Genomic DNA, 21,958 nt, shown 5'->3' on the forward strand with positions numbered 1-21,958 from the left:
ACCCTCCCATGTCCGAACTTCTCTTTGAAATCTTCTGCGAAGAAATCCCGGCCGGAATGCAGGCCAAGGCTGCCCGCGATCTGGCCGATGGCCTGAGTGCCAAACTGGCTGAAGCGGGTCTTAAGCCTGATGGTGTGCAGCACTGGGTCGGGGCGCGTCGGCTGGGTGTCGCCATGACCGGACTGCCGGCCAAGGCCGAGGATGTTCGCGAAGAGCGCAAGGGGCCGCGTGTCGGAGCACCGGACCGGGCGGTGGAAGGCTTTTTGCGCGGTGCCGGGCTCGACAGCCTGGACCAGTGTGAGCAACGCGAGGACAAAAAGGGCGCCTTCTGGGTGGCCCTGATCGACAAGCCGGGCCGGGCGACAACCGAGGTTTTGCGCGAGGCGGTCCCCGCGATTATCCAGGGGTTCCACTGGCCTAAATCCATGAAGATCGGCGAGGGCGATAAGGCTCAACGCTGGGTCCGTCCGATCCAGCGGCTGGTGTGTGTCTATGCCGGTGATGTTGTGCCGGTCGAGGTGTTCGGCCTGGTCGCGTCCAATATCACCGAGGGGCATCGTGTCCACGGGCGTGGCCCGTTCGAGGTCATAAGTTTGGCCGACTACACGGCGAAGCTGGAAGGCGAGGGTCATGTGGTGCTCGAGGCCGAGGCCCGTAAACGTCTGATTATGGACGGCGCGACCCGGGCCTGTGCCGATGCGGGTCTGGAACTGGTCGAGGATCAGGGTCTGCTCAACGAGGTGTGTGGCCTGGTGGAGTGGCCGGTGCCGGTTCTGGGTGAGATGGATCCGGACTTCCTGGATCTTCCGCCGGAAGTCATCACTTTGACCATGAAGACGCACCAGAAATATTTCGCCGTGCGCGACCCGAAGACCAGCAAGCTTTCGGCTCACTTTGTGACGGTGGCCAACCAGGACGCGCCCGATGGCGGCAAGGCCATCGCGGCGGGGAATTCCCGGGTGCTCTCGGCGCGCCTGTCCGATGCCCGCCATTTCTGGGACAATGACCGCAAGGCGCCGCTCTCACAGATGGTGGACCAGCTCTCCAAGATCACCTTCCACGAAAAACTGGGCACAGTGGCGGATCGGCTGCCACGTTACCAAGGGCTCATCCGGGGTTTGAGCTCCTATCTCAACGTCGATGCCACTCAGGCCTGTCGTGCTGCTGAGTTGGCGAAGGCGGATCTCGTCTCCGAGATGGTCTATGAATTCCCTGAACTCCAGGGGGCGATGGGGCGGTATTACGCGCTGGAGCAGGGCGAGGACGCCGCTGTCGCCGACGCCATCAAGGCGCATTACAAACCTCAGGGCCCGTCTGACACCGTCCCGGTCGAGCCGGTCTCGGCCGCCGTGGCCCTGGCCGACAAGCTGGACACGTTGGTGGGTTTCTGGGCGATCGACGAAAAACCGACCGGCTCGAAAGACCCGTTTGCGCTGCGGCGTGCAGCGTTGGGCGTAATCCGGATTCTGCTGTCGACAGATGCGCGTGTCCCGTTCAAGGCGGTTCTGGGGAGTGCGATTCAGCTCTTTCGAAAACAACTGGGCCAAAATTTCGGCTCCGGGTTCAATGAAGATGATCTTCTCGCCTTCTTCGCTGACCGCCTCAAAGTTCATCTCCGCGATGAGGGCATCCGCCATGATGTCATCGATGCGGTCTTTGCGCTGGGGGATGATGACCTCGTTCGTGTGACCGCACGCTCCCGCGCCCTGCAGGCCTTCCTCGATACCGAGGATGGCACCGCGCTTTTGGCCGGGTTTAAACGCGCCACCAATATTCTCAACAAGACCGAGAACATGCCCGAGGGGCATCACGATCCGGCTGCGGCGGTCGAGGCGGCCGAAACCGGCTTGATGACGGCCCTGGCCGAAGCGGGTCCGAAAGCCAAAACCGCTCTGGATACGGAAGATTTCACAGCGGCCATGGCGGCACTTGCCCAGCTTCGGGCGCCCATTGATGAATTTTTTGAAGCGGTTACCGTTAACAGTGATGACGACATGTTGCGGCGCAACAGACTTCTTCTATTGTCCGACATCCGTAAGGCCATTTCCGGCGTCGCCGAATTCTCGCGACTCGATGGATAGTGGCCGCACACGGATCTCGAATGCCAGCAGGGGGCGGACATGAGTGCGGATGTGATGGCTGAAATGAAATGGGTCTACACCTTCGGCGGTGGCGATAGTGAAGGCGAAGCCGGCATGCGCGAGCTGCTGGGCGGCAAGGGTGCCAATCTGGCCGAGATGGCCAAGCTGGGCCTGCCGGTCCCGCCGGGCTTCACCATTACGACCGAGGTCTGCAACGCCTTTTATGCGAATAATCGCAACTATCCGGAGACGCTGACGGCCCAGGTGGAAGCCGCACTGGCGGCACTGGAAGCCAAGGTGGAGAAGTCATTCGGCGACGCGACCAATCCGCTTTTGGTCTCCGTGCGGTCCGGGGCGCGGGCCTCCATGCCCGGCATGATGGATACGGTGCTTAATCTGGGTCTCAATGACGAGACCGCTGAAGGCCTGGCACAGCTCTCCGGTGATCGTCGGTTTGCCTATGACAGCTATCGCCGCTTCATCCAGATGTATTCCGACGTCGTGCTGGGGCTCGACCATGCGGTCTTTGAAGACATTCTGGAGACCTTCAAAGACGAGAATGACTATTCCCTCGACACCGATCTGACGGCCGAGGACTGGGAAGTCATCGTCAAGGAATTCAAGGAAGCCGCGGCCCGCGAGCTGGGTCGCGATTTCCCGTCAGACCCGCGCGAACAATTGTGGGGCGCCATCGGCGCGGTCTTCTCCAGCTGGATGAATGACCGGGCCAATACCTATCGACGCCTGCACGACATCCCCGAAAGCTGGGGCACGGCCGTCAACGTCCAGGCCATGGTGTTCGGCAATATGGGGGAAACCTCGGCAACGGGTGTGGCCTTCACGCGGGACCCGTCGACCGGGGATACCGGTTACTACGGTGAGTTTCTCGTCAACGCACAGGGCGAAGACGTGGTTGCGGGTATTCGTACACCGCAATGCCTGACCGAGGACATGCGCGAGCGCATGGGAGACCCGGCGCCGTCGATGGAACAGGCCATGCCGGAGAGTTTTGCCGAACTGTCGCGCGTATTCGATCAGCTCGAACGCCATTATCGCGACATGCAGGATATCGAGTTCACGGTGGAGCGCGGTCGCCTGTGGATGCTGCAGACCCGCAACGGTAAGCGGACGGCCAAGGCCGCCCTCAAGATCGCTGTGGACATGGCCGAGGAAGGCCTGATCACGGAAGAGGAAGCCGTGATGCGTGTGGATCCGGCCCAGCTGGACCAGTTGCTGCACCCCACGCTTGATCCGGATGCGCCGCGTGATGTGCTGACCAGCGGTCTACCGGCTTCGCCGGGTGCCGCCTGCGGCATCGCCGTGTTTGATGCAGACGAAGCCGAAAGCCGGGCCAGCCATGGCGAAAAAGTCATTCTCGTTCGGGTGGAGACCTCGCCGGAAGACATTCACGGCATGCACGCCGCTGAAGGTATTGTCACCGCGCGTGGCGGTATGACCTCTCACGCGGCTGTGGTTGCTCGCGGCATGGGCCGCCCCTGTGTATCCGGTGCCGGTTCCATCAAGATCGATTATGCGGCCAAGACGTTTACGGTCGCGGGCCGCACGGTGAAAGATGGCGACATCCTCACAGTGGATGGCTCTACAGGCCAGGTTCTGCTGGGCGCTGCGAAAATGATCCAGCCCGAGCTGACCGGTGATTTCGCCACTCTGATGGGCTGGGCTGACAAGTCCCGTCGCATGAAAGTGCGCACCAATGCCGAGACCCCTGCGGATGCGAAGACCGCAGTGGAGTTTGGCGCGGAAGGTATCGGCCTGTGCCGGACCGAGCACATGTTCTTTGAAGCCGACCGGATCGCCGCCGTGCGCGAAATGATCCTGTCGGACAGCCAGGATGGCCGGGTGACAGCGCTCGACAAAATCCTGCCGATGCAGCGCGATGATTTCGCCGAGATCTTCCGCATTATGGGCGAGCGCCCGTGCACGATCCGTCTCTTGGACCCACCCCTGCATGAATTCCTGCCGCATACGGCCGAGGATGTTGCAGACGTTGCGGCCGCCACCGGCCTGCCCGCTGCCGAGCTTCTCGCCCGTGCAGCCGATCTATCGGAAAGCAATCCGATGCTGGGCCATCGGGGTTGTCGTCTAGGAATCACCTATCCGGAAATCTATGAGATGCAGGCGCGGGCGATTTTCGAGGCCCAGGTGATCGTAGAAAAGGAAACCGGCGTGCGTCCGGTTGCCGAAGTGATGATCCCGCTGGTGGCCACCGCAGCCGAGCTGGCGATCCTGAAAGCCCGCGTAGCGGGCGTGGCCTCGGCCGTTGCGGAAGAGACGGGCAAGACACCGGTCTATCTCATCGGTACGATGATCGAACTGCCGCGGGCCGCTCTGCGCGCCGGCGATATCGCTAAGGACGCTGAATTCTTCTCCTTCGGTACCAATGACCTGACCCAGACGACCTATGGTCTGTCGCGTGATGATGCCGGCAAGTTCCTCGGCGACTATATCGAGGCCGGAATTTTCGAGAAGGATCCGTTTGTCTCGCTTGACCGTGATGGCGTGGGGGATCTGGTGCAGATTGCCGCAGAACGGGGCCGTGCGACGCGTGATTCGCTCAAGCTGGGCATTTGTGGTGAGCACGGTGGAGACCCGGCATCGATCCATTTCTGTGAGGAATCAGGGCTGGATTACGTGTCCTGCTCGCCCTATCGGGTTCCGATTGCACGACTGGCTGCAGCCCAGGCACGTCTGGCCGCCAAATCGTAACAATCTGAATCAAATGTTAAATTCAAGCCCCGTCTTGCCAGGCGGGGCTTATTTCTTATTTGTAACGTCTTGCGGCGCTTGACCTCTATACTCTGGTCAAATAGAGAGACCGGCCGTTTGTCGCCCGCCTGTTGGCCTGACGACAAAGATTTATTCATGCAGATGTGGCACAGTTTCTCTACAGGGGACGATTCACATCGGTTCGAGAATGAGCAGAATTGTTCGAATGACGAGCGATATGGCAGAAAACCAGGCGACACGGATGGTCACGGTCATCCAGACGCTGACGGCAGGGCTTTTGACCCTGGCGATGGCGCTTGCCCTGGTGTTTGCTGCAGATCGTGCGCGCGAACAGGATGAGACCCTCGTGTACCAGGCGCTGGCTTTGCGCTATCTGGAACAAGGGGATGTGGATGAGGGATGGGACGCACCACGCGCCCTGCAGGTCGCCTCGGTCCTCCTTGTGGCGGACCAGGACGGTGTCTCTCTTGAACAGCTCAACGAAGATTATATCCGCACCTTCACCGCTGGGCATTTCCGCATGGCCTCGCGTGCCCAGGCCGAACTCGATTGCCTAGCGGAAGCGGTCTATTACGAAGCCCGCAGCGAATTGTTTGAAGGTCAGGTGGCTGTAGCCCAGGTGGTGCTCAACCGGGTGCGTGATCGCAACTTCCCGAGCACAATCTGTGAAGTGGTCTATCAGGGCTCGGAACGTGTGACAGGCTGCCAGTTCACTTTCACCTGTGACGGATCTCTCGATCGCACGCCGCGCGGCCGTTCCTGGCGGCGGGCCCAGATGATTGCGGAACACGTGAATCTAGGATTCGCTCCGGATATGACACGTCGATCGACGCATTATCACACGGTCGCTGTTGATCCCTACTGGAATGATTCACTAGTCCGCACGCGCCTGATTGGCACGCATATCTTCTATCGTTGGCCGAGCCGCCGTGAGCGGGCCGCCGGCATCGTTGATCGCGATACCTGACGACCTGCCCTGTTCTACCTTAGGCTCAGGCTTCGGCCGGGAGCGGTGGCATGGCCTTGGCGAAGGCCTCAATTTTCATCAAACGGTTCAGCCAGGCTGTGATGGCGGGTGTTTGTGGCAGGGCATTGGCCAGCGCCAGATGGGTGACCGTGGCTCCGAGGGCCAGATCGGCGATCGTGGGGGTCTCCGTGCCCGCGATCCAGGGGCGATAAGCCAGACGGTTCTCCAGACGCGGGATCAGGACCTCCAGAGTCGTATGTCCGCGTGCGGCGGCGTCCATATCTCCGTCTTCACCCAGAAACACGGTGTTGAGTACGACGTCGGAAACCGGTGGCCCAAGCCGTGTCTGACACCATTCCAGCCATTGCTCGGTCGCCGCGTGCAGGGTCGGGTCATTGGGGTACCAGGTTTCGAGGGCATGGCGGGTGCACAGCCAGCGCAGGATGGCATTGGATTCCGTGATGACCAATTCCTGGTCGACCAGGACCGGAACGGCATGATCCGGATTGATGGCCCGAAAACTGTCAGAGAGCTGCTCGCCCTTGTCGAGGGCAATATGGATGGTTCGATATTCCAGTCCGGCAGCCTCCAGCAGGGCCACGACACGGCGTGCGTGCTGGGAAAACGGGTATGTGTAAAGCGTATACATCACGGATCTCCTGAGCGCCCCATACCGGCTGGGGCGTGAGAACATGGTATAAGACACCCCTCCTGACAGCCTGGCGTCAGGACGATCACGTGTTCACGCGACTGTGAAATTGCAGCTCGCAATCCGGCTTGCACAATGAATGTTAAAGGTTTTCGGCAAAACTCGGTTAAGTATGTGTGGCCCTTCGGCCGGACGGAGCCTTGATGACGACGAAAATTCCCGATCGCCTGTGGCTGTGCATGAGCGACAGCAACCGGACGCGGACCCTGTCCCGTGCCCTGGCGAAAGGGGGTGGGTATACAGTCTATATGGGGCCGACCCTGGATGAAGAGGGTCCGGTGGGGCTTGTGGTCTGTGATGATCGCAACTCACCGCGCCTGCCCGATGCGCGACGCAATGCGGCTCCGAACCAGAAAGTCTTGCTGGTCACGGGCGGGGGTGCACGTCTGCCGGCGGCAGATTTCTATCTCGACCATGATACCGATGCGGGTGTGCTCTTTAATGTGATCGAGGGCATGCGCTTTCTGCGCGATTACGAGATGACGTTGGCCGAACTGCAAAAGGTGCAACTGGCCTCGGTTACCAGCCTGGTCCAGGCCGAATTCTCTGTTTCAACCGTCGAAGAGGCACGGGATCTGGCTCTTATGCTGGCGCAGATTTGTCCGCAGCCCTCGCACGTGGCCGTTGGTCTATATGTCTTGCTCACCAACGCGATCGAGCACGGGAATTTGGAAATCGACCCGGCCGAGAAAACCCAGGCCCTGGCCGAAGGGAAATGGCGGCGGTATCTGAAGACCCGCCAGGACGACCGACAGTTTGCAGGTCGCGAGGTCCGGGTGAAATTTCAGCGGGGAGGGCGTGTCCTGTCCCTTCTGATCCAGGATGATGGACTGGGCATCGACCCGGAGATGGCCGAACGTGCCGACCCCACTCGCAATACCTATCGCGGCAAGGGCGTTAAAATGGCGCGCTCCCTGGGTTTCTCCCAGCTGCGCTATCTGGGCGTGGGCAATATGATTGAAGCGACCTTATTGCTCAAACCACCCCAAATGGAAGACGTCCGGCGTAGCGCTGCGGTTTAGCCTTCCAAGCTGAATGCCCGGTGAACCGCGGGCTCAGTCTTCAATCAGATCACGCGCATTAGTCTGGCTCCAACATTTGAGTTGGAGGAAGCCATGACCTCATTGCCTAACCAAATCCTGTTGCCCGCCCTGGCGGCAGTGACTGCGTTGACAGCGGCTGTTCCGGCAGCGGCCCAGAATAATCCCTGGCGCCCGGCTGAATTGATGCGCGAGCCAGAATACCGGTCCCTGCATCGCGGAACCTGCATGCTCGATATCGAAGCCACGGAAGTGGGCGGACGGGCTGTGGCCTCCGTGGCAGGTCATCTCAGCGGTTGGTACGAACTTCGTGTCCGTGAACGTGTCACCGGCAATCGCACAGTGATCAATCTGTCGGGCGAGTTCAGCGGCAATGGCTCTCGGCCGACCGTTCTGACCCAGAATTATTTCCTGCACACGGAACCATTGCGCCCGGGCATAGGCGCAAATGGCCAGGTCCTGCCTCCGCAGGGCGGTTGGTCGGCAGTCTATCGCGGTCGTCTCCGGGTGTTTGATGCCCGAGGTGATCTGATCTGTGATCTGCGTGAAGTTGACGTACGACCCGCGCGAACCGGGTGGAACCCGGATGCCTGGACGTCCAATGGCGGCTATCTGCGCCAGGTGACACCCGGCATGCAGCAACCCCGGCGGTCATCACGTCACCTGACACCGTCCAGCCGGCGTCAATTCTAGGCCTTTCCTGTACACACTCGATCGATCTCCCCGACCTGGCCCGGACCTTTGTGTCCGGGCTTTTTGTGTTTGAAATCAAATATTTGAAATCGTTCATCTAGCTGTATCAATGATGAACGCAGGCCTCAGGAACAGCTCATGGCCACCGCGCTAGAACGGTTATGCCAACGATGCATTGGGTGTCGGGCACAAAACATGGAGTTCAAGATGAAAATGCGTTTTGTTCTGGCCAGCGCCCTGGCGGCGGTTTCCATCCTCGGCACGGTCGGTGCGGCTGAGGCTCAGTCGCGCAATCGCGTGAGTGTCAACCAGTCCGGCTATCAAAATGAGCTGGCGGGCCGTCAGGATGGCCACCGCAACCGAATGGTTCTGAGCCAGCGCGGTGATCGCCAGTATATCCGTGTCATCCAGGATGGCGCGCGCAATGGTACCACGGTCGGTCAACGCGGCCGCTATAACGGCGCGAATATCGACCAGTATGGTCGTCGTAATGACGCTGTTGTCGGTCAGCGTGGCTATAACAATTATGGCAGTGCCGTCCAGACCGGGTCTAACAACATCTCCGGCATCTCCCAGCTCGGTCGCAACAATACGGCGCGGACCGACCAGTGGGGTCATAACAATGCCGTTGGCGTGATCCAGGTGGGTGACAACAATAATGCCAATGTCCGTCAGACGGGCAATGGCAATGTGTCCCTCATCATCCAGGGTAATCACTAATCGCGTATAGGGCCCGGATCCCTGCCGGGTCCCGGTTGGGCGGGACGCGTTGTGTCCCGCCGACCGCCCTGTCCAGACATGGAGAGACTCATGATCAAGACACTTGGACTTGCTGCAGTGGCCCTGGCCTCAACGACATTGATCGCGGCGGCGCAAACGCCGGAGCGATATGCCAGCCCGTCATCCCAGGGGGCGTGTTACATTGCCTCTGATTTGACCGGAGACGGATTGCGTCTCACCGCCTGGAGCACGTCGGCTGAGCCCGGCTCCTATCGACTGGTCGTAACCCAGCGTACCGGTGGCGGCGGGTTCGATATCGTCCAGGAGGGTGATGCACCCGCCAGCTATCAGCAACCGGAATGGCTGTCGGACATCGTGCTGGATACCGAGGCGCGCTTTGATGCCCGCCTGTCCCTGTGGGATCAGCGCGGTCAGCTGATCTGCCAGACCGGCTGAACCAACGGACGTTCGGCTATGCATGCCCGCGATGCGCTCGCGCTGGCCGTTGATGGCTTGCGCGAGCGTGTGTGTCTGCACACTTTGGCGGCAGACACAGGAGGAATGCATGTCGTTGTCGCAATATCTGAAAACCCAGATCAGCCAGGCTTACGACAGTCTGGACATTCAGCTCGACAAGCTGGCCGCTCATATCCAAGCGAACGGGCTGGACGAGGCGGTTGCCTTGCAATGGCGCCTGGCGCCGGACATGATGAATTTCACTCAGCAGATCCAGCGTGTCAGTGATTTTTCGGTCATGGGCCATGCCCGGTTGAGCGGGCAGGATGCCCCGACCTTTCCCGATGAGGAAACGACGCTCGACGCCCTGCGCTCCCGCCTGGCACAGGCCCGCGCCTTTATCGATGCCGTCCCCGCTGAAGCGCTGGATGCCGATCCCGAAGGCTTGGTGAGTTTTCCGGCCGGTGCGTTTGGCGAGATGAGCTGGCCGCGCGCGGTCTATGCCCAGCGTTTTCTGATCGCCAATGTCCTGTTTCATACCTCCATGGCCTACGCCATTCTGCGTTCGATCGGTGTGCCCCTGGGCAAACCTGACGCGCTGGGTTTCCGGTCCGCTCCGTCATCCCCGTGAGGACCGGAGGGGCGGGCGGTTTCATGTCCCTGATCGCTCGCCCCACCCTCTCTCGACACCATGCCTTTCGACAGTGATCTGCGGGCGGGCTGTGCGCATGGGGTTTTCCGACGGCCATCGTGACCTAGATTGCCTCTCATGAGCTTTGCCGATGATCTGCCGGGCGATCTGCCACTCTTTCCTCTGCGCGGGGCGATTCTCCTGCCGTCAGAGCCTTTGCCGCTGAACGTGTTCGAGCCGCGTTACCTCAACATGCTGGACGATGTGCGTCGCGGAGCCGGCCATATTGGCATCATCCAGCCGGGCGAGGGCGGCACGGCTCAACGCCCCGATCTCCTGGCGGTTGGCTGTGCAGGACGTCTTGATGCTTTCGAGGAAACCGAGGACGGGCGATATCTGATCGTACTGACCGGTATCAGCCGGTTTCGTCTGGTCGAGGAAGTGAGCACGCCTGCACCCTATCGCATCGGGCGCGCCGATTATGATGCCTATTCCGGGGATGTGGCCCCGGCCGAACCGCTCGACGGATCGCCGGAGCGTCTGGTCGATCTCACTCGGCGCTGGTTCTCCATGGAAGGTTATGCCACCGATTATGACGCGATGGCCAACATGCCCGTGTCACCACTTGTGGATCGATTGGCGATGGCGGCCCCGTTCGAGCCAGGCGAGCGCCAGCGTCTGTTGGAGGCCGATCGGGGGCAGCCGCGCCGCGACGTGCTGGAAAATTTATTGTTGTCACGACTGGCCGGCACCGCCTCCGGCTCGGCTCACTAGCCCAGACGCCGCTGGGCCGGGCGGGTTGTGTCCAGACCCTGGTGAAGCCACTCCATCGCGCGCGCCTTTGAGGCAAAGGCCTCACACTCGAGACCCTTCTGCTGCAATGTCGCACGACATTCCGCGGTCATCTCGGCCTGCTCGTCCCGCTGGACCACAGCTACCTTGCGCCCGCGACACTGGCGGGCAATCTCCAGGCAGCGCTCCTTCCACTCCAGCGGGCTGAGCTGGTAGTCGGCATCGCGGATATCGAACATCACCCCGTGAACCTCGGGACTTTCCATCAGATCGAACAGGCGTCCGGCATCCTTGCCGTGTTCTGACTTGCGAACGCCTTGAGTGCGCATGATTAGCACACCGTGGTCCACGGAGATCTCGAACCCGGCCATCGCGTAAATGCGGGCCATGTATCATCTCCTGAAACTGCAACCGAAGGCGTCCCCACGCCCGGTCCCCGACGGCTCAAAGCGTCAACACGATAGCATCGATTCGGTGTCACGGGCGCTGGATGATCCAACCGAAATGGCGCCTCAAAACCTCAATCGAGCTCCAAGCCCTGAGCGGCTCTGGAATCTTGCGCCTTCTTGCAACAAAATGCAAATCAAACCGGACACGCCCGATCGAGCACCGCATCAGGTCCGCGGCGGCAGGCCCCGCACCATGGTGAGGAAATCCAGACGTGTGCCGGCGCGGCGGTGTTCTGAAAGCGCCTGGTATTCCGGATCCGCATACCAGGCCCGGGCCGCCGCCTCATTGGGAAAGGCGCCGATAATCATCCGGCCCGAACGCGGATTTTCGCCTTCAAAGGTCAGCGGATTGTCGTCAAACGTCAGCCAGGTTCCGCCATGTTTCTTGAAGATCGGGAAAAATCCCTCTTCGTATTTCTTGTAGGTGTCGCGATCGGTGATCTCGATATTTGCGATGAAATAGACCGGCGTATCCGCTGACATATCTGAACTGGACATGTGTTCCCCGTTTCGACCTGTGTCCGTGTGGACCTGATTATTGTGGCCCAAGCTTAGGGGAGAGGGCGCGGCGTGTCAGTGCGCGTCGCTGACGATGAGGCGGTAGCCGCAATCGAGCTCGCGGCGCGTGAGCAGATCGGCATGAGTCTCATGCCACGCTCCGCTCTGCAGATCGGCCCGCAATTGCTCCAGGGCCCGGGAGATGTCACCGATCTTCCAGAAGGAGGAGATCGCCGCGCGCACCCGCTCATCCAGATAGGCCTCCGGTCGACGCCAGTAGGCGCACAGGAAACCGTCCTCGCAATCATCCGGCACGGGAACAGGTTCGATCCGGACCGGGCCCAGCGCTGCGTCATAATCCTCCATGCGCGGCATCTGGTCTGCATCCAGGGTAAACAATTGGGGCAGATAGCGGCCCAGCCAGAAAACGGTCACCGCGGGGTCAAACGTCAGCACCACGACCGGGCCGCGTGAAACCCGACGCAATTCGGCCAGGCCCCGCGCCGTGTCGGTCCAGTGATGAACTGTGAGGACCGCCATGGCGGCGTCGAAGCTCTTGTCCGCGAAGGGCAGGGTTTCCGCGTGAGCCTGGATCTGTCGGGCCGGCCGGTTTGCCGGGCGCTGGCGGATCATCTCGATCGAGGGTTCGACTGCGGTCACCGTGCACCCGGATGGTTCGTAAGACCCTGCCCCCGCGCCCACATTCAACACCTGCGCTGCATCGCCCAGGGCCCGGTTTATCTGCGCCGCAATCCGCGGATCGGGTTTGCGCAATTGGGCGTAGTTGATCCCGATCGTATTGTAGAGCGCGGTCATGGTGGGGCCTCGATTCCTCTGCCGGACTTAGCACACGGATTGGTCAGGGCAATTGTGAGTGGGTCGAAGACTATTCGCTAGTGCGTTTTACCTGCTGCCTCAACGCGTCCAGCTTATCAGCGCCGAGGCGATGGATCATGCGGTGACAATTGGGGCAGAGCAGGGCGAAATTTTTCATGATGTCGAAGCGCGCAATCTCGCCATCTGCCAGTGTATGAAGCGGGATGAGGTGGTGGGCTTCTAGGATGTCGAGGTCGCTCTCATCAGTAAGTTGATAGGCGCCCTTTGTCGTGAATCCACAGGCCGCACACTCCGCTTTGTGGTGCTTCTTGACCTCACGGCTATGTTTGGCAGAACGTTCAGCTCGTCGATGTTGGCGATACGATTTTTGATACGCCAAACTTCCCTCAATGCCGTCTAGTTCTGCTTCTAGGGCGATTTCGTCATCGCTCGACCAACCACCTTCGCGGGCGATGAGGCGGTAGAGCTCTAGAGCCTCCCGATAATCCGCTTCCAGCGTCGCTTGGCTCGGCAAAGCCTGAGTCTCGTACTCTTTGCCGAGGATGATAGACGCCTCATAGAGCGATGCCCGCCAATTGGAGGCCGGGGCGTTAAGGTTCATCATGATCGGCAGCAGGCGCGCGACCGAAGGCTCAGCGCGGGCGCGCATAGCGGCCCCGCGACGCTTGAGCTCGGCTTCCGCCGCTTTCTTCCCAGACTCGTTGTAAAGCCGCGTACAGCCTTGCCCGAGCACGAGATAGAGGCGGTCACACCCGCGACTTAGCAGATAGACGAGGTAATAGCCTTCCTGGATCGAGGTGGTGACACTTTGATCCATTACCGCCACCCAGGGCACGTCCGCCCAATCGGATTGGCCAATACTGCCCTTGAGCGCGTAGCGGCCGGGCTGGTGGAGAAGGTCTTTCAGGAGTGCCGGGAGTTCGGTGCGTACGGTTTTGCCAACCTGCGCGTTAGCGAAACTGCCGTCGCGATATCCGGGGTCGGTGGGGTAGGTGCTAACCCATTTTAAAAGTGCATCTCTCATCTGATGCAATTTGCGCGGAATCTCTTCCTATGGCCAGCTAAGTCTTTGAGAGGGTGCGGATAAGGGCAGGAAAAGTGTCCGAATGCGTCCCTTATCCTGTGCCAATTTGTTTTCAGAAGCGCCCTTAGGCACCTTCGAGAAGAGGCCCGGCTTTCTCTGAAACGCTGTCCCTTTAGGCGGCCAACCCACTACCCCCCGCTCAGCTTCTGGATCTCATCCCTCAACCGCGCGGCCTCCTCAAACTCCAGATCCGCAGCGGCTTCGCGCATGCGTTTTTCCAGATCCGCGATGACGGCTGTGAGATTCTCGCCCGCCTCGAAACTGGCCTGGCTCTCGGCCACACCTGAGGGTTTGCCGGTTGAACGCTTGCCGCGGCCTTTGGCGGCGACATTGCGCCCCTTGGCCTGGCTTTCCATCACTTCTTCCAGGATATCGGACACGCCGCGTGTGACGGTCCGCGGGACAATGCCATGCGCCTCATTATGGGCGATCTGTTTCACCCGCCGCCGTTCGGTCTCGTCCATGGCGCGTTGCATGGAGCCGGTGATGCGGTCGGCATAGAGGATGACCTTGCTGTCGGCATTACGGGCTGCGCGGCCAATGGTCTGGACGAGCGAGGTCTCCGAGCGCAGGAACCCTTCCTTGTCGGCATCGAGAATAGCCACCAGGCCACATTCGGGAATATCCAGACCCTCGCGCAGGAGGTTGATGCCGATGAGGATGTCATACGTGCCCAGGCGCAGATCGCGGATCAGCTCGATGCGTTCCACCGTATCGACATCGGAGTGCATGTAACGCACCCGAAGCCCCTGTTCGTGCATGTATTCGCTGAGATCCTCGGCCATGCGCTTGGTGAGCGTGGTGATGAGGGTGCGATAACCCCGCTGGGCATTGGCGCGCGCCTCGTCGATGACATCATCGACCTGGCTGGCCCCATCCTTGGCGACGGGCCGCACTTCCACGGGCGGATCAATGAGGCCGGTCGGGCGGATCACCTGTTCGGTGAACACACCGCCGGTCTGGTTGAGCTCCCAGGGGCCGGGCGTGGCGGACACGGCCACGGTCTGGGGTCGCATGGCCTCCCATTCCTCGAATTTGAGCGGACGGTTATCGAGGCAGGAGGGCAGGCGGAAGCCGTGATCGGCCAGGGTTTTCTTGCGATTATAGTCCCCGCGATACATCGCCCCGAGCTGGGGGATGGAGACATGGCTTTCATCAGCGAAGATCAGCGCATCCTCAGGCAGGTATTCAAACAGGGTGGGCGGCGGTTCGCCGGGTTTGCGTCCGGTCAGATAGCGGGAGTAATTCTCGATCCCGGCACACGAGCCAGTGGCTTCGAGCATTTCAATGTCAAACTCGGTGCGTTGTTGCAGGCGCTGGGCTTCGAGGAGCTGGCCGTTCTCCTCCATCCATTTCAGGCGCGTCTTGAGCTCGGACTTGATCTGGACAATGGCCTGGTTGAGCGTGGGGCGCGGCGTCACATAGTGGGAATTGGCGTAGAATTTGACGGCCTTGAGCTCGGTATGGGATTTGCCGGTTAAGGGGTCGAACTCGGTGATCGCCTCCACCTCATCGCCAAAAAACGTGATGCGCCAGGCCCGGTCGTCATAGTGGGCCGGGAAGACTTCCAGACTGTCCCCGCGCAGGCGGAAAGTGCCGCGAATGAAATTGGCGTCATTGCGCGTGTATTGCAGATCGACCAGGCCGCGCATCACGGCGCGCGGATCCATCATCTCCCCGGGTTTGAGCTCGAAGGTCATGGCCGTATAGGTCTCGACCGAGCCGATGCCGTAAATGCACGAGACCGAGGAGACGATGATCACGTCATCGCGTTCCAGGATGGAGCGCGTGGCGGCGTGACGCATCCGGTCGATCGCCTCATTGATCGAGCTTTCCTTCTCGATATAGGTGTCGGTGCGCGGCACATAGGCTTCCGGCATGTAGTAGTCATAGTAGGAGACAAAGTATTCCACCGCATTTGCGGGGAAGAACTCCTTGAACTCGCCATAGAGCTGGGCGGCGAGTGTCTTGTTGGGCGCGAGGATCAGGGCCGGGCGCTGCACCGCCTCGATGATCTTGGCCATGGTAAAGGTCTTGCCGGTTCCGGTCGCGCCCAGGAGCACCTGGTCGCGTTCGCCCTCTTCAAGCCCGGCGACCAGTTCCTCAATGGCCTGGGGCTGATCGCCTTGGGGTGTAAACGGCGAGGCACACTGGAAGCGCAGACCGCCCTCCGACTTGTCCGGCCGGGCAGGGCGGTGCGGTGTCCACGCCACATCCTCGGGGACAGGCAAGGCATCCACATCCAGAATGAAGTCTTCCGGGGCGGTGAGGGTATCGTCGACAGTGAGTTTGGCCATGAACAGGATATAGCTCCCGACTGCCACGGGTGAAAGCCTTGCTCCTGCCAACCCTGTGTCAGGAGGGCCTTCTGTCAGGACAGCTCCGGGCAAGAAAGGTTCGCCGGGGAAACCGTTTGCTAACCGCCTTGGGTTAGGGTGCACCGGTGACAGGAGTCGGGTGTGGTGTCATGAACCAACAATCTCTGGATGGTATGCGGATTTTGATCGTGGAAGATGTATCCGCGATCCGGACGCTTGTGTCCCGCCTTCTGCAAGGCCAGGGATGCGAGCGTGTCTATGAGGCCGGCACCTTGGATGAGGCGGCAGAAATCCTCGGTCGTGAAGACTGCGATGCCCTGCTGCTCGACTACGAACTCAATCATGAAAACGGTCTGAAATTGCTCAAGCGCATGCGGCGCTCGGCTGATCCGCGACAGGTCAACCTGCCGGTCATCCTCCTGACGGCTCATGCGGAAGCGGAGATTGTGCAGGCGGCCGCCCATGCCGGTGCGGATGGATATCTGGTCAAGCCGGTGCGTCCGGAACGCCTGGCCGAGCGTATCCTGGCGGCGATTGCTGCGCGGCGGGAAAAAACTGAAGCCGCCGGAGCCCCGACCGAGGTGGTTTGGAGTCGTCGCGGCAGCTGATTATCTTGGCGGTGCTGGATCCGCCATGGTCTTGAAAAATGCCTCTGTCTCGGCGTCCGCCGGGAAAAACAGTTCCAGCTTGATCTCGGTCACGGCGATATTGAGCGGGGTCGACATCTGCATCAGTCCCGACATCAGGCTGAGTACCCGGTCTCCCAGATCAAACTTCAGGGCCAAGCAGGGCAGGTCGGCCGAGGCCGGTCCAGCGAGACGCGCCTCGGGTGAGACGGCATCGAGACGGGCGATATAGGATTGCAATTGCGCATCCCCGCCCAGCGCCCGGGCCTCGGCGACCAGTCGTGCGCGGAAGGCCACGGCCAGCTCATCCCAGTTGAGAATACGCGCGCGCAGCTCTGGCGTGTCGAGATAGAGATCGATCAGCGAGGCGGGTGGCTGACCCTCCTGCACCGGCGGGACAAACAGGCGACCGGCCGCATTGGTGCCCGCAACCCGCCAGTAGGTGTCGAGGATCACTGCCGGATAGGGTGAGTGCAGCTGCATCAGGCGTTCGAACTGCATTCGTACCGGATCGAGCGCCTCATCCGGCCAGTCGCTCTGCGGATAGACCGGCACAAAACCGGCGGCTTCCAGAGCGCCATTCTGTTCGCCCAGCGGCATGTCGAGCGTGCGCCCTAGGCACAGGATCATCTCGCGACTGGGCAAGGCCTTTCCCGTTTCCAGACAGGAGAGATGGCGTGCAGACACACCGCTTTCCAGCGACAGATCGAGCTGGCTCATCCGGCGTCGATGCCGCCAGTCGCGCAGGATCGGGCCAAAATCAGCGGGGCGAAGAGCAGGGGCAAGACGGGTCATGCGCCGAGTGTATCCACACCCTGCATGAAATCCATGACCTGCAAGGTCATTCTTTTGGCGCATTTGCACCACATGACCGCCGCGGGGAGTGACGTGATGACGGGTATCATGGGTCAGGGACTTGCAGGCGTACTCGGCTGGATGGCCGGGCTTATATTGTGGACGGGTCCGGTTGCGGCGCAGACCGTGGCCGAAGTGGCGCGCGAGATCGAGGCGCAGACCGGTGGGCGTGTCGGACTGGCTGTGCTGGATGCGGGCAAGGGCACAGGCCCGGCCTGGCGAGCGGGCGAGCGTTTCGCCATGATGTCGACGTTCAAACCTCTGGCCTGCGCGGCCTATCTCGATCAGAGCCGCCGGGCGGGTGGACGGGAAATCTCCATGGTGCTCGATGCCGACGCTGTGGTGGCCTATTCACCGCTAATGGCGCCGCGGACGGGCGAGGTTGTGTCCGGGCGAGAGGCCTGCGCCGCGGCATTGCGGCTGAGTGACAACACCGCCGCCAATATCCTGCTGGAACTCATCGGTGGACCATCGGCGCTGACCGCCTATCTGCGCGAAAGCGGTGATGCGGAAACACGTCTCGATCGTTATGAAACCGCGCTCAATTCGGCGCTGCCCGGCGATGTGCGCGACACCACCACACCCTCGGCCCTGCTCGCCAGCTATACCCGCCACCTGCTGGGTGAGGCTCTGAGCATGGAGGATCAGGACCAGCTGATCGCATGGATGGCGTCCAACCAGGTCTCGCGCCGCCTGTTGCGGGACCAGGCGCCTGCGACCTGGCAGATCGCGGACCGCTCCGGCGCCGGCGGCGAGGGCAGCCGGTCCTATGTGGCGCTTATTCGCATTGAAGGGCGTGCGCCGGTCATCCTCACGGCGTTTTTGACCCAGACCGAGCTGGATCTGACTGCACGTGATGCTGTGTTGGCTCGGCTGATCGCGGCAGCGCTGGCGGATATCGGGCTTCACACTCAGGCCGTGCCGACAGAGCCGGTCATGCTCGAACTCCTGCCCATTCCCCAGCCCTGAAGGTTTGGCCCTGAAGATTTGACCCTGAGATCCTGGCAGATCGTCCGCATCAGCACAGTCGTACGAGGATCATGACCTCCAAGGTCATTGTTTTGATGACCCGCTCCGGGTTTGTCTGCGCGCATCGATGTGAGCGCCCCACCCGACACGTGATGATCCGGGGAGCGCCAGACTGGAGAGACAGATGATGCCTGCCCGTTTTGCCCCCCTGGCTTATGTTTTGATCGTGTTCGGCGGGGTCACTGCCGCTGGATCGACCCCTGTTCTCGCCGGACCGCTCAATGTCATGGCGGATCTGATCTTCCTGCCGCTCGACGGCTATCCCCTGGCCGAGGATCCGGTCTTCCGTCTTCTGGCCTCGATCGCGGGCGGGCTGATGGTCGGCTGGGGTGTGATGATCTGGAGATTATCGCGCGACGCCTCGCTTGCCTCCGCCATTCGCTGGGGCGGGATCGCCTGGTATGTGGTCGACAGCACAGGGTCGGTGCTCAGCGGTGTGCCGATCAATGCGCTCTATAATCTGGGCTTCCTGGCCCTGTTTATCGGCGTCACCTGGCCCCGCCGCGCCCCCGCTGCCTCATGAGTGTAAGGGGTTGATAAATCTTCGGACGATCTTGCCCGCGTGGAATAACTCTGTCTAACCTTGGCGTGTGCAAGCCGGGGCAGATGGAATGGTGGATGTCGCAACCCTGTTGGAACAGGTTCCAAACGCGAGAGAGCTGGCCCAATCGCGGCTTTTGAGCCGCTTGCCTCGTAGCGAAGCGGTCGCCTTGCCGCTTCTGTTCAATGCGACGACCACTGTCGATTTTGGTGTCACAGCTGGCGTCTATCTCGCCATCAAGGCCGGTGATAGCCTGCTCGATCGTAATGCCGCGCTCAAGGGTGTGGATGTCAGTCATGCCCATGGATTGCACGCCCTGGTGTATGAGGCGAAATGGCGATCCCTGCTGCACATCGCGAAGCAGCTGGATCGCTCCGGCCAATCCTTCGGACAAAACAGCACGCTGAGAGCCATCAAAGAGCTCGCAGAAGACAAGATCCTCAACCCACCAACCGATTTTGCGTCCGAGGCAGATGCACCTAAAGGCTTTATCGGCAAGGTCAGAGAGGCGCTGGGTCTGGCGGATGCGGTCCAGCATGAATTCTCCGAACGCGAGGTTCGTTTGCTGCAACATCTTGGCGGTGTGTTGTCCGCTCCGCCCGGTGAACACGGCGCCTCTGCCTCGAAAGACGCGTTTGATCAGTTCAAGGCTTGCATGGCGGATCAGCTCATCGATGAGATCGTAGAGGAGCTGCGGGCGATACCTGCAACGCGTCGTCTGAGCGGGACTGATCAATTCGGCGGCGCAGCCTTTATTAAAGCCCTGAGAGATAAGGCCAAGGGATGGTCGGTCGTGTTTTCGCGCTATCTGTCCGCCCTGCTGACAGACAGCAAGAATGACCACAACGCCAAACTGGTTCTGCTGCGGTATGCGGCGGAGTCTTACCAGCGCACCGTGGCCATTGAAGCCATGATTGTTGATCTGGTGGATGAGGTAAGCCGGGGGCGAACTCAGACTCTGGACGCGCTTGGTGAGGTCTCGTCTCAATTGGCGGGGCTCAAAAACCTGCTGGCGCCTCCCTTGCGGCTTCATCGATCCGGCCGACCGCCGTCTGTCTCTTCCTATGATGGTCCGGAACCGGCCTATTTTATCCAGCTGGCCTATACCGCTGAACGGTCTGAGTTCACCGGGCGAGAGGACGTGCTGGACCAACTTGACGTTTTTACTCATGGGAATCAGACGGCCGATGGCCTGCCGACGGACCAAAAATTCATGTGGTGGCAGATCTCCGGGGATGCCGGGCATGGTAAAAGCCGTCTCGCCCTTCAATGGGTACGGGAATGTCTGGCAAGAAACTGGCAGGCAGGTTTCCTCAATGCGGCGGATCTGTCCGCCGATCGGGTTGACTGGATGCAGCTCGACTTCCCTCGGCCGACGCTGATCGTGATTGACTATGTGTCTTCGCAGGAAAAGGCGACGGGTGTGTCTAAGCTGTTGGAAGCGCTCTCGATCCGCGATCGCGAGAACACGCTCGGTACCACAATACGCGTGCTTCTGATCGACCGGTCGGCCTACAGGCGGGACCGAGCGGAGCAAGGAGGGAGTTCGCAAGCGGTCTGGTATCAGGAACTTCGCAAAAAATCGTCGGATGTCCAGACGCTGGAAGGTCATTGTTTTAATCCCCGATCTGCATTGGCCTTGCCACCGCTGGCTTTGGAGGAGCTGGTTGCGATTGCCCAGTCTTGGCGCGAGAGCCAGGGTCAGAACCAGCTCTCGGAGCCTCAGATCGACGACTTGAGGGATCATCTGAGCCGTCCGGTGGGGCAGGGCGGACAAGCGCGGGACCGGGCGAAACGTCCTCTTCTGGCGATGATTTTTGCGGATGTTGTGGCCGAAGATGGCAGCAGAGGGGAGCGGTCACTGGCCGCCATGATCCGTTTGGCCCTCGATATGGAAGTCGAGCGGCAGTGGCCTGTGCAAGGCCTTGCCGAGATACCCGTCGAAGCGGTGCGGCTGGCTAATCTGGCTCTGTTGACGGGTGAAGTGGATCTTGCCGTGCCCCGTATTCAAACAGCGCTGCTCGATGCCGAAAACGACTGCTTCGGGTTGCGCGCCCGGTATAACGACACGTTGCACCACGCCTGGATGGTGCTGGGGCGTGATGTCGCGACACCGACACCCGCAGCGGCCTGGCCACCCGTCATGGCCCGGGAGCCGGACCTGGTGGGTGAACTGGCCTTTTTCTACTTTTATCGCCAGTGCGTGGGGGGGCGACCGCTGGATATGGCGCGCGATGTCGGCCCGATTCTTGATATGGGCTGGCGGGTCAATTTCGGGGCGACAGCCGATTTTCTGGCGCGATTGTCGGAAGATGCGACCGATCTGGAACTGGATGGGGAGTATGATCAGCTGGTAGCACTCCTGCCCGAAGGCCAGGCCCAGCTTGTGACCTATCTGGCCGGGAAATCAACTGAGGATCTAGCATCAGATCTCATCCGTTTTGCCGCGATCGGATTGTCCGGCTGGATATCCCGTATCAGGGCAGCCTTGGACGATCTCAATCCCCAGCTGTCGATGCGGGAATCCCGCCGGGCCTTGCTTGCCGCGTCTGCAACGGGTCAGGTCGTGACCGTTCGAACCCTCCTGGCCGAATTTGATGAACGCGAGCGCGAAGCCACGGCGAGATTCGTCGATCCGGACACCGGTGTCTTCCCGCTCTTGATGGCGGCGCAGGAGGGGCATGTGGAGGTGGTGATGGCCTTGCTTGCAGCACTGCCTGAAGATGAGCGGAGCGAGGCGGTCAGGCAATGCCACGAAGATGGCGGCTTCCCGCTCTTGCAGGCGGCGCAGAATGGTCATGTGGAGGTGGTGGAACGCCTTCTGGCGGCTCTTTCCGATGCCGAGCGGGGCGAGGCGGTTCGTCAGGTCGATATGCAGAGCGGT

Annotated in this window: 20 protein-coding genes; 13 read left to right on the plus strand and 7 right to left on the minus strand. The window is 60.9% G+C overall.

Features of this window, described 5'->3' with window-relative positions:
• Positions 1-8: 8 nt before the first annotated feature.
• The 3 genes from glyS (at position 9) to RMQ97_RS12490 (ending at position 5,796) form a co-directional block, all read left to right on the plus strand.
• Positions 9-2,081, plus strand: coding sequence for a glycine--tRNA ligase subunit beta (gene glyS / locus RMQ97_RS12480; RefSeq protein WP_413661215.1), 2,073 nt, complete (start codon positions 9-11; stop codon positions 2,079-2,081).
• A 39-nt stretch (positions 2,082-2,120) separates the two neighbouring features.
• Positions 2,121-4,808, plus strand: coding sequence for a pyruvate, phosphate dikinase (gene ppdK / locus RMQ97_RS12485; protein WP_413661216.1), 2,688 nt, complete (start codon positions 2,121-2,123; stop codon positions 4,806-4,808).
• A gap of 226 nt (positions 4,809-5,034) precedes the next feature.
• The gene (locus RMQ97_RS12490) at positions 5,035-5,796 is read left to right on the plus strand and encodes a cell wall hydrolase (protein ID WP_413661217.1); all 762 of its coding nucleotides are present in this window, start codon (positions 5,035-5,037) and stop codon (positions 5,794-5,796) included.
• Between the two features lie 25 nt (positions 5,797-5,821).
• On the opposite strand, the gene RMQ97_RS12495 is transcribed toward RMQ97_RS12490, so the two are convergent.
• Positions 5,822-6,445, minus strand: coding sequence for a glutathione S-transferase family protein (locus tag RMQ97_RS12495; RefSeq protein ID WP_413661218.1), 624 nt, complete (start codon positions 6,443-6,445; stop codon positions 5,822-5,824).
• A gap of 203 nt (positions 6,446-6,648) precedes the next feature.
• Between RMQ97_RS12495 and RMQ97_RS12500 the strand changes: the two genes are divergently transcribed.
• The 6 genes from RMQ97_RS12500 (at position 6,649) to RMQ97_RS12525 (ending at position 10,819) form a co-directional block, all read left to right on the plus strand.
• Positions 6,649-7,527 carry a hypothetical protein gene (locus tag RMQ97_RS12500; RefSeq protein WP_413661219.1) on the plus strand — a complete coding sequence of 293 codons (879 nt, stop codon included), beginning with the start codon at positions 6,649-6,651 and terminating at the stop codon, positions 7,525-7,527.
• 93 nt (positions 7,528-7,620) lie between these two features.
• Positions 7,621-8,238: a hypothetical protein gene (locus tag RMQ97_RS12505; protein ID WP_413661220.1), complete on the plus strand. Its 618-nt coding sequence runs from the start codon at positions 7,621-7,623 to the stop codon at positions 8,236-8,238.
• A gap of 207 nt (positions 8,239-8,445) precedes the next feature.
• Complete coding sequence (locus RMQ97_RS12510; protein WP_413661221.1) at positions 8,446-8,958, plus strand: curlin-associated protein; 513 nt, start codon at positions 8,446-8,448, stop codon at positions 8,956-8,958.
• A gap of 90 nt (positions 8,959-9,048) precedes the next feature.
• Positions 9,049-9,414 (plus strand): curli-like amyloid fiber formation chaperone CsgH, encoded by a 366-nt coding sequence (csgH, locus tag RMQ97_RS12515; RefSeq protein WP_413661222.1) that lies wholly within the window; start codon positions 9,049-9,051, stop codon positions 9,412-9,414.
• Positions 9,415-9,523: 109 nt separating this feature from the next.
• Positions 9,524-10,045 carry a DUF1993 family protein gene (locus RMQ97_RS12520; RefSeq protein WP_413661223.1) on the plus strand — a complete coding sequence of 174 codons (522 nt, stop codon included), beginning with the start codon at positions 9,524-9,526 and terminating at the stop codon, positions 10,043-10,045.
• 138 nt (positions 10,046-10,183) lie between these two features.
• Positions 10,184-10,819, plus strand: coding sequence for an LON peptidase substrate-binding domain-containing protein (locus RMQ97_RS12525; protein ID WP_413661224.1), 636 nt, complete (start codon positions 10,184-10,186; stop codon positions 10,817-10,819).
• On the opposite strand, the gene RMQ97_RS12530 is transcribed toward RMQ97_RS12525, so the two are convergent.
• From RMQ97_RS12530 to uvrB, 5 genes are all read right to left on the minus strand, one after another.
• Complete coding sequence (locus RMQ97_RS12530) at positions 10,816-11,226, minus strand: hypothetical protein (RefSeq protein WP_413661225.1); 411 nt, start codon at positions 11,224-11,226, stop codon at positions 10,816-10,818. The two genes, RMQ97_RS12525 and RMQ97_RS12530, sit on opposite strands and share 4 nt — an antisense overlap.
• Positions 11,227-11,451: 225 nt before the next feature.
• Positions 11,452-11,784, minus strand: a complete 333-nt coding sequence (locus RMQ97_RS12535) for a DUF1330 domain-containing protein (protein WP_413661226.1) — start codon at positions 11,782-11,784, stop codon at positions 11,452-11,454.
• 75 nt (positions 11,785-11,859) lie between these two features.
• The gene (locus tag RMQ97_RS12540; protein ID WP_413661227.1) at positions 11,860-12,600 is read right to left on the minus strand and encodes a class I SAM-dependent methyltransferase; all 741 of its coding nucleotides are present in this window, start codon (positions 12,598-12,600) and stop codon (positions 11,860-11,862) included.
• Between the two features lie 70 nt (positions 12,601-12,670).
• A complete protein-coding gene (locus RMQ97_RS12545; RefSeq protein WP_413661228.1) occupies positions 12,671-13,645 on the minus strand; it encodes an MrcB family domain-containing protein in 975 nt (324 codons plus the stop codon).
• Positions 13,646-13,833: 188 nt separating this feature from the next.
• A complete protein-coding gene (gene uvrB, locus RMQ97_RS12550) occupies positions 13,834-16,002 on the minus strand; it encodes an excinuclease ABC subunit UvrB (RefSeq protein ID WP_413661229.1) in 2,169 nt (722 codons plus the stop codon).
• A gap of 170 nt (positions 16,003-16,172) precedes the next feature.
• On the opposite strand from uvrB, the gene RMQ97_RS12555 reads away from it, so the two are divergent.
• Complete coding sequence (locus tag RMQ97_RS12555) at positions 16,173-16,631, plus strand: response regulator (RefSeq protein ID WP_413661230.1); 459 nt, start codon at positions 16,173-16,175, stop codon at positions 16,629-16,631.
• On the opposite strand, the gene RMQ97_RS12560 is transcribed toward RMQ97_RS12555, so the two are convergent.
• Positions 16,632-17,444 (minus strand): helix-turn-helix domain-containing protein, encoded by an 813-nt coding sequence (locus RMQ97_RS12560; protein ID WP_413661231.1) that lies wholly within the window; start codon positions 17,442-17,444, stop codon positions 16,632-16,634.
• Between the two features lie 96 nt (positions 17,445-17,540).
• On the opposite strand from RMQ97_RS12560, the gene bla reads away from it, so the two are divergent.
• The 3 genes from bla to RMQ97_RS12575 all read left to right on the plus strand — a co-directional run.
• The gene (gene bla, locus RMQ97_RS12565; RefSeq protein WP_413661232.1) at positions 17,541-18,473 is read left to right on the plus strand and encodes a class A beta-lactamase; all 933 of its coding nucleotides are present in this window, start codon (positions 17,541-17,543) and stop codon (positions 18,471-18,473) included.
• A 184-nt stretch (positions 18,474-18,657) separates the two neighbouring features.
• Complete coding sequence (locus tag RMQ97_RS12570; RefSeq protein ID WP_413661233.1) at positions 18,658-19,056, plus strand: hypothetical protein; 399 nt, start codon at positions 18,658-18,660, stop codon at positions 19,054-19,056.
• Between the two features lie 88 nt (positions 19,057-19,144).
• Positions 19,145-21,958, plus strand: a 2,814-nt coding sequence (locus RMQ97_RS12575; protein WP_413661234.1) for an ankyrin repeat domain-containing protein, incomplete at its 3' end; no start/stop codon positions are given.

The sequence above is a fragment of the Maricaulis sp. D1M11 genome (assembly GCF_047308265.1).
Lineage (GTDB): Bacteria > Pseudomonadota > Alphaproteobacteria > Caulobacterales > Maricaulaceae > Maricaulis.

Excerpts from the sequence above, each read along its gene's own strand:
- glyS (WP_413661215.1), top strand. The coding sequence starts at position 9 with ATGTCCGAACTTCTCTTTGAAATCTTCTGCGAAGAAATCCCGGCCGGA.
- ppdK (WP_413661216.1), top strand. The coding sequence starts at position 2,121 with ATGAGTGCGGATGTGATGGCTGAAATGAAATGGGTCTACACCTTCGGC.
- RMQ97_RS12490 (WP_413661217.1), top strand. The coding sequence starts at position 5,035 with ATGACGAGCGATATGGCAGAAAACCAGGCGACACGGATGGTCACGGTC.
- RMQ97_RS12495 (WP_413661218.1), bottom strand. The coding sequence starts at position 6,445 with ATGTATACGCTTTACACATACCCGTTTTCCCAGCACGCACGCCGTGTC.
- RMQ97_RS12500 (WP_413661219.1), top strand. The coding sequence starts at position 6,649 with ATGACGACGAAAATTCCCGATCGCCTGTGGCTGTGCATGAGCGACAGC.
- RMQ97_RS12505 (WP_413661220.1), top strand. The coding sequence starts at position 7,621 with ATGACCTCATTGCCTAACCAAATCCTGTTGCCCGCCCTGGCGGCAGTG.
- RMQ97_RS12510 (WP_413661221.1), top strand. The coding sequence starts at position 8,446 with ATGAAAATGCGTTTTGTTCTGGCCAGCGCCCTGGCGGCGGTTTCCATC.
- csgH (WP_413661222.1), top strand. The coding sequence starts at position 9,049 with ATGATCAAGACACTTGGACTTGCTGCAGTGGCCCTGGCCTCAACGACA.
- RMQ97_RS12520 (WP_413661223.1), top strand. The coding sequence starts at position 9,524 with ATGTCGTTGTCGCAATATCTGAAAACCCAGATCAGCCAGGCTTACGAC.
- RMQ97_RS12525 (WP_413661224.1), top strand. The coding sequence starts at position 10,184 with ATGAGCTTTGCCGATGATCTGCCGGGCGATCTGCCACTCTTTCCTCTG.
- RMQ97_RS12530 (WP_413661225.1), bottom strand. The coding sequence starts at position 11,226 with ATGGCCCGCATTTACGCGATGGCCGGGTTCGAGATCTCCGTGGACCAC.
- RMQ97_RS12535 (WP_413661226.1), bottom strand. The coding sequence starts at position 11,784 with ATGTCCAGTTCAGATATGTCAGCGGATACGCCGGTCTATTTCATCGCA.
- RMQ97_RS12540 (WP_413661227.1), bottom strand. The coding sequence starts at position 12,600 with ATGACCGCGCTCTACAATACGATCGGGATCAACTACGCCCAATTGCGC.
- RMQ97_RS12545 (WP_413661228.1), bottom strand. The coding sequence starts at position 13,645 with ATGAGAGATGCACTTTTAAAATGGGTTAGCACCTACCCCACCGACCCC.
- uvrB (WP_413661229.1), bottom strand. The coding sequence starts at position 16,002 with ATGGCCAAACTCACTGTCGACGATACCCTCACCGCCCCGGAAGACTTC.
- RMQ97_RS12555 (WP_413661230.1), top strand. The coding sequence starts at position 16,173 with ATGAACCAACAATCTCTGGATGGTATGCGGATTTTGATCGTGGAAGAT.
- RMQ97_RS12560 (WP_413661231.1), bottom strand. The coding sequence starts at position 17,444 with ATGACCCGTCTTGCCCCTGCTCTTCGCCCCGCTGATTTTGGCCCGATC.
- bla (WP_413661232.1), top strand. The coding sequence starts at position 17,541 with ATGACGGGTATCATGGGTCAGGGACTTGCAGGCGTACTCGGCTGGATG.
- RMQ97_RS12570 (WP_413661233.1), top strand. The coding sequence starts at position 18,658 with ATGATGCCTGCCCGTTTTGCCCCCCTGGCTTATGTTTTGATCGTGTTC.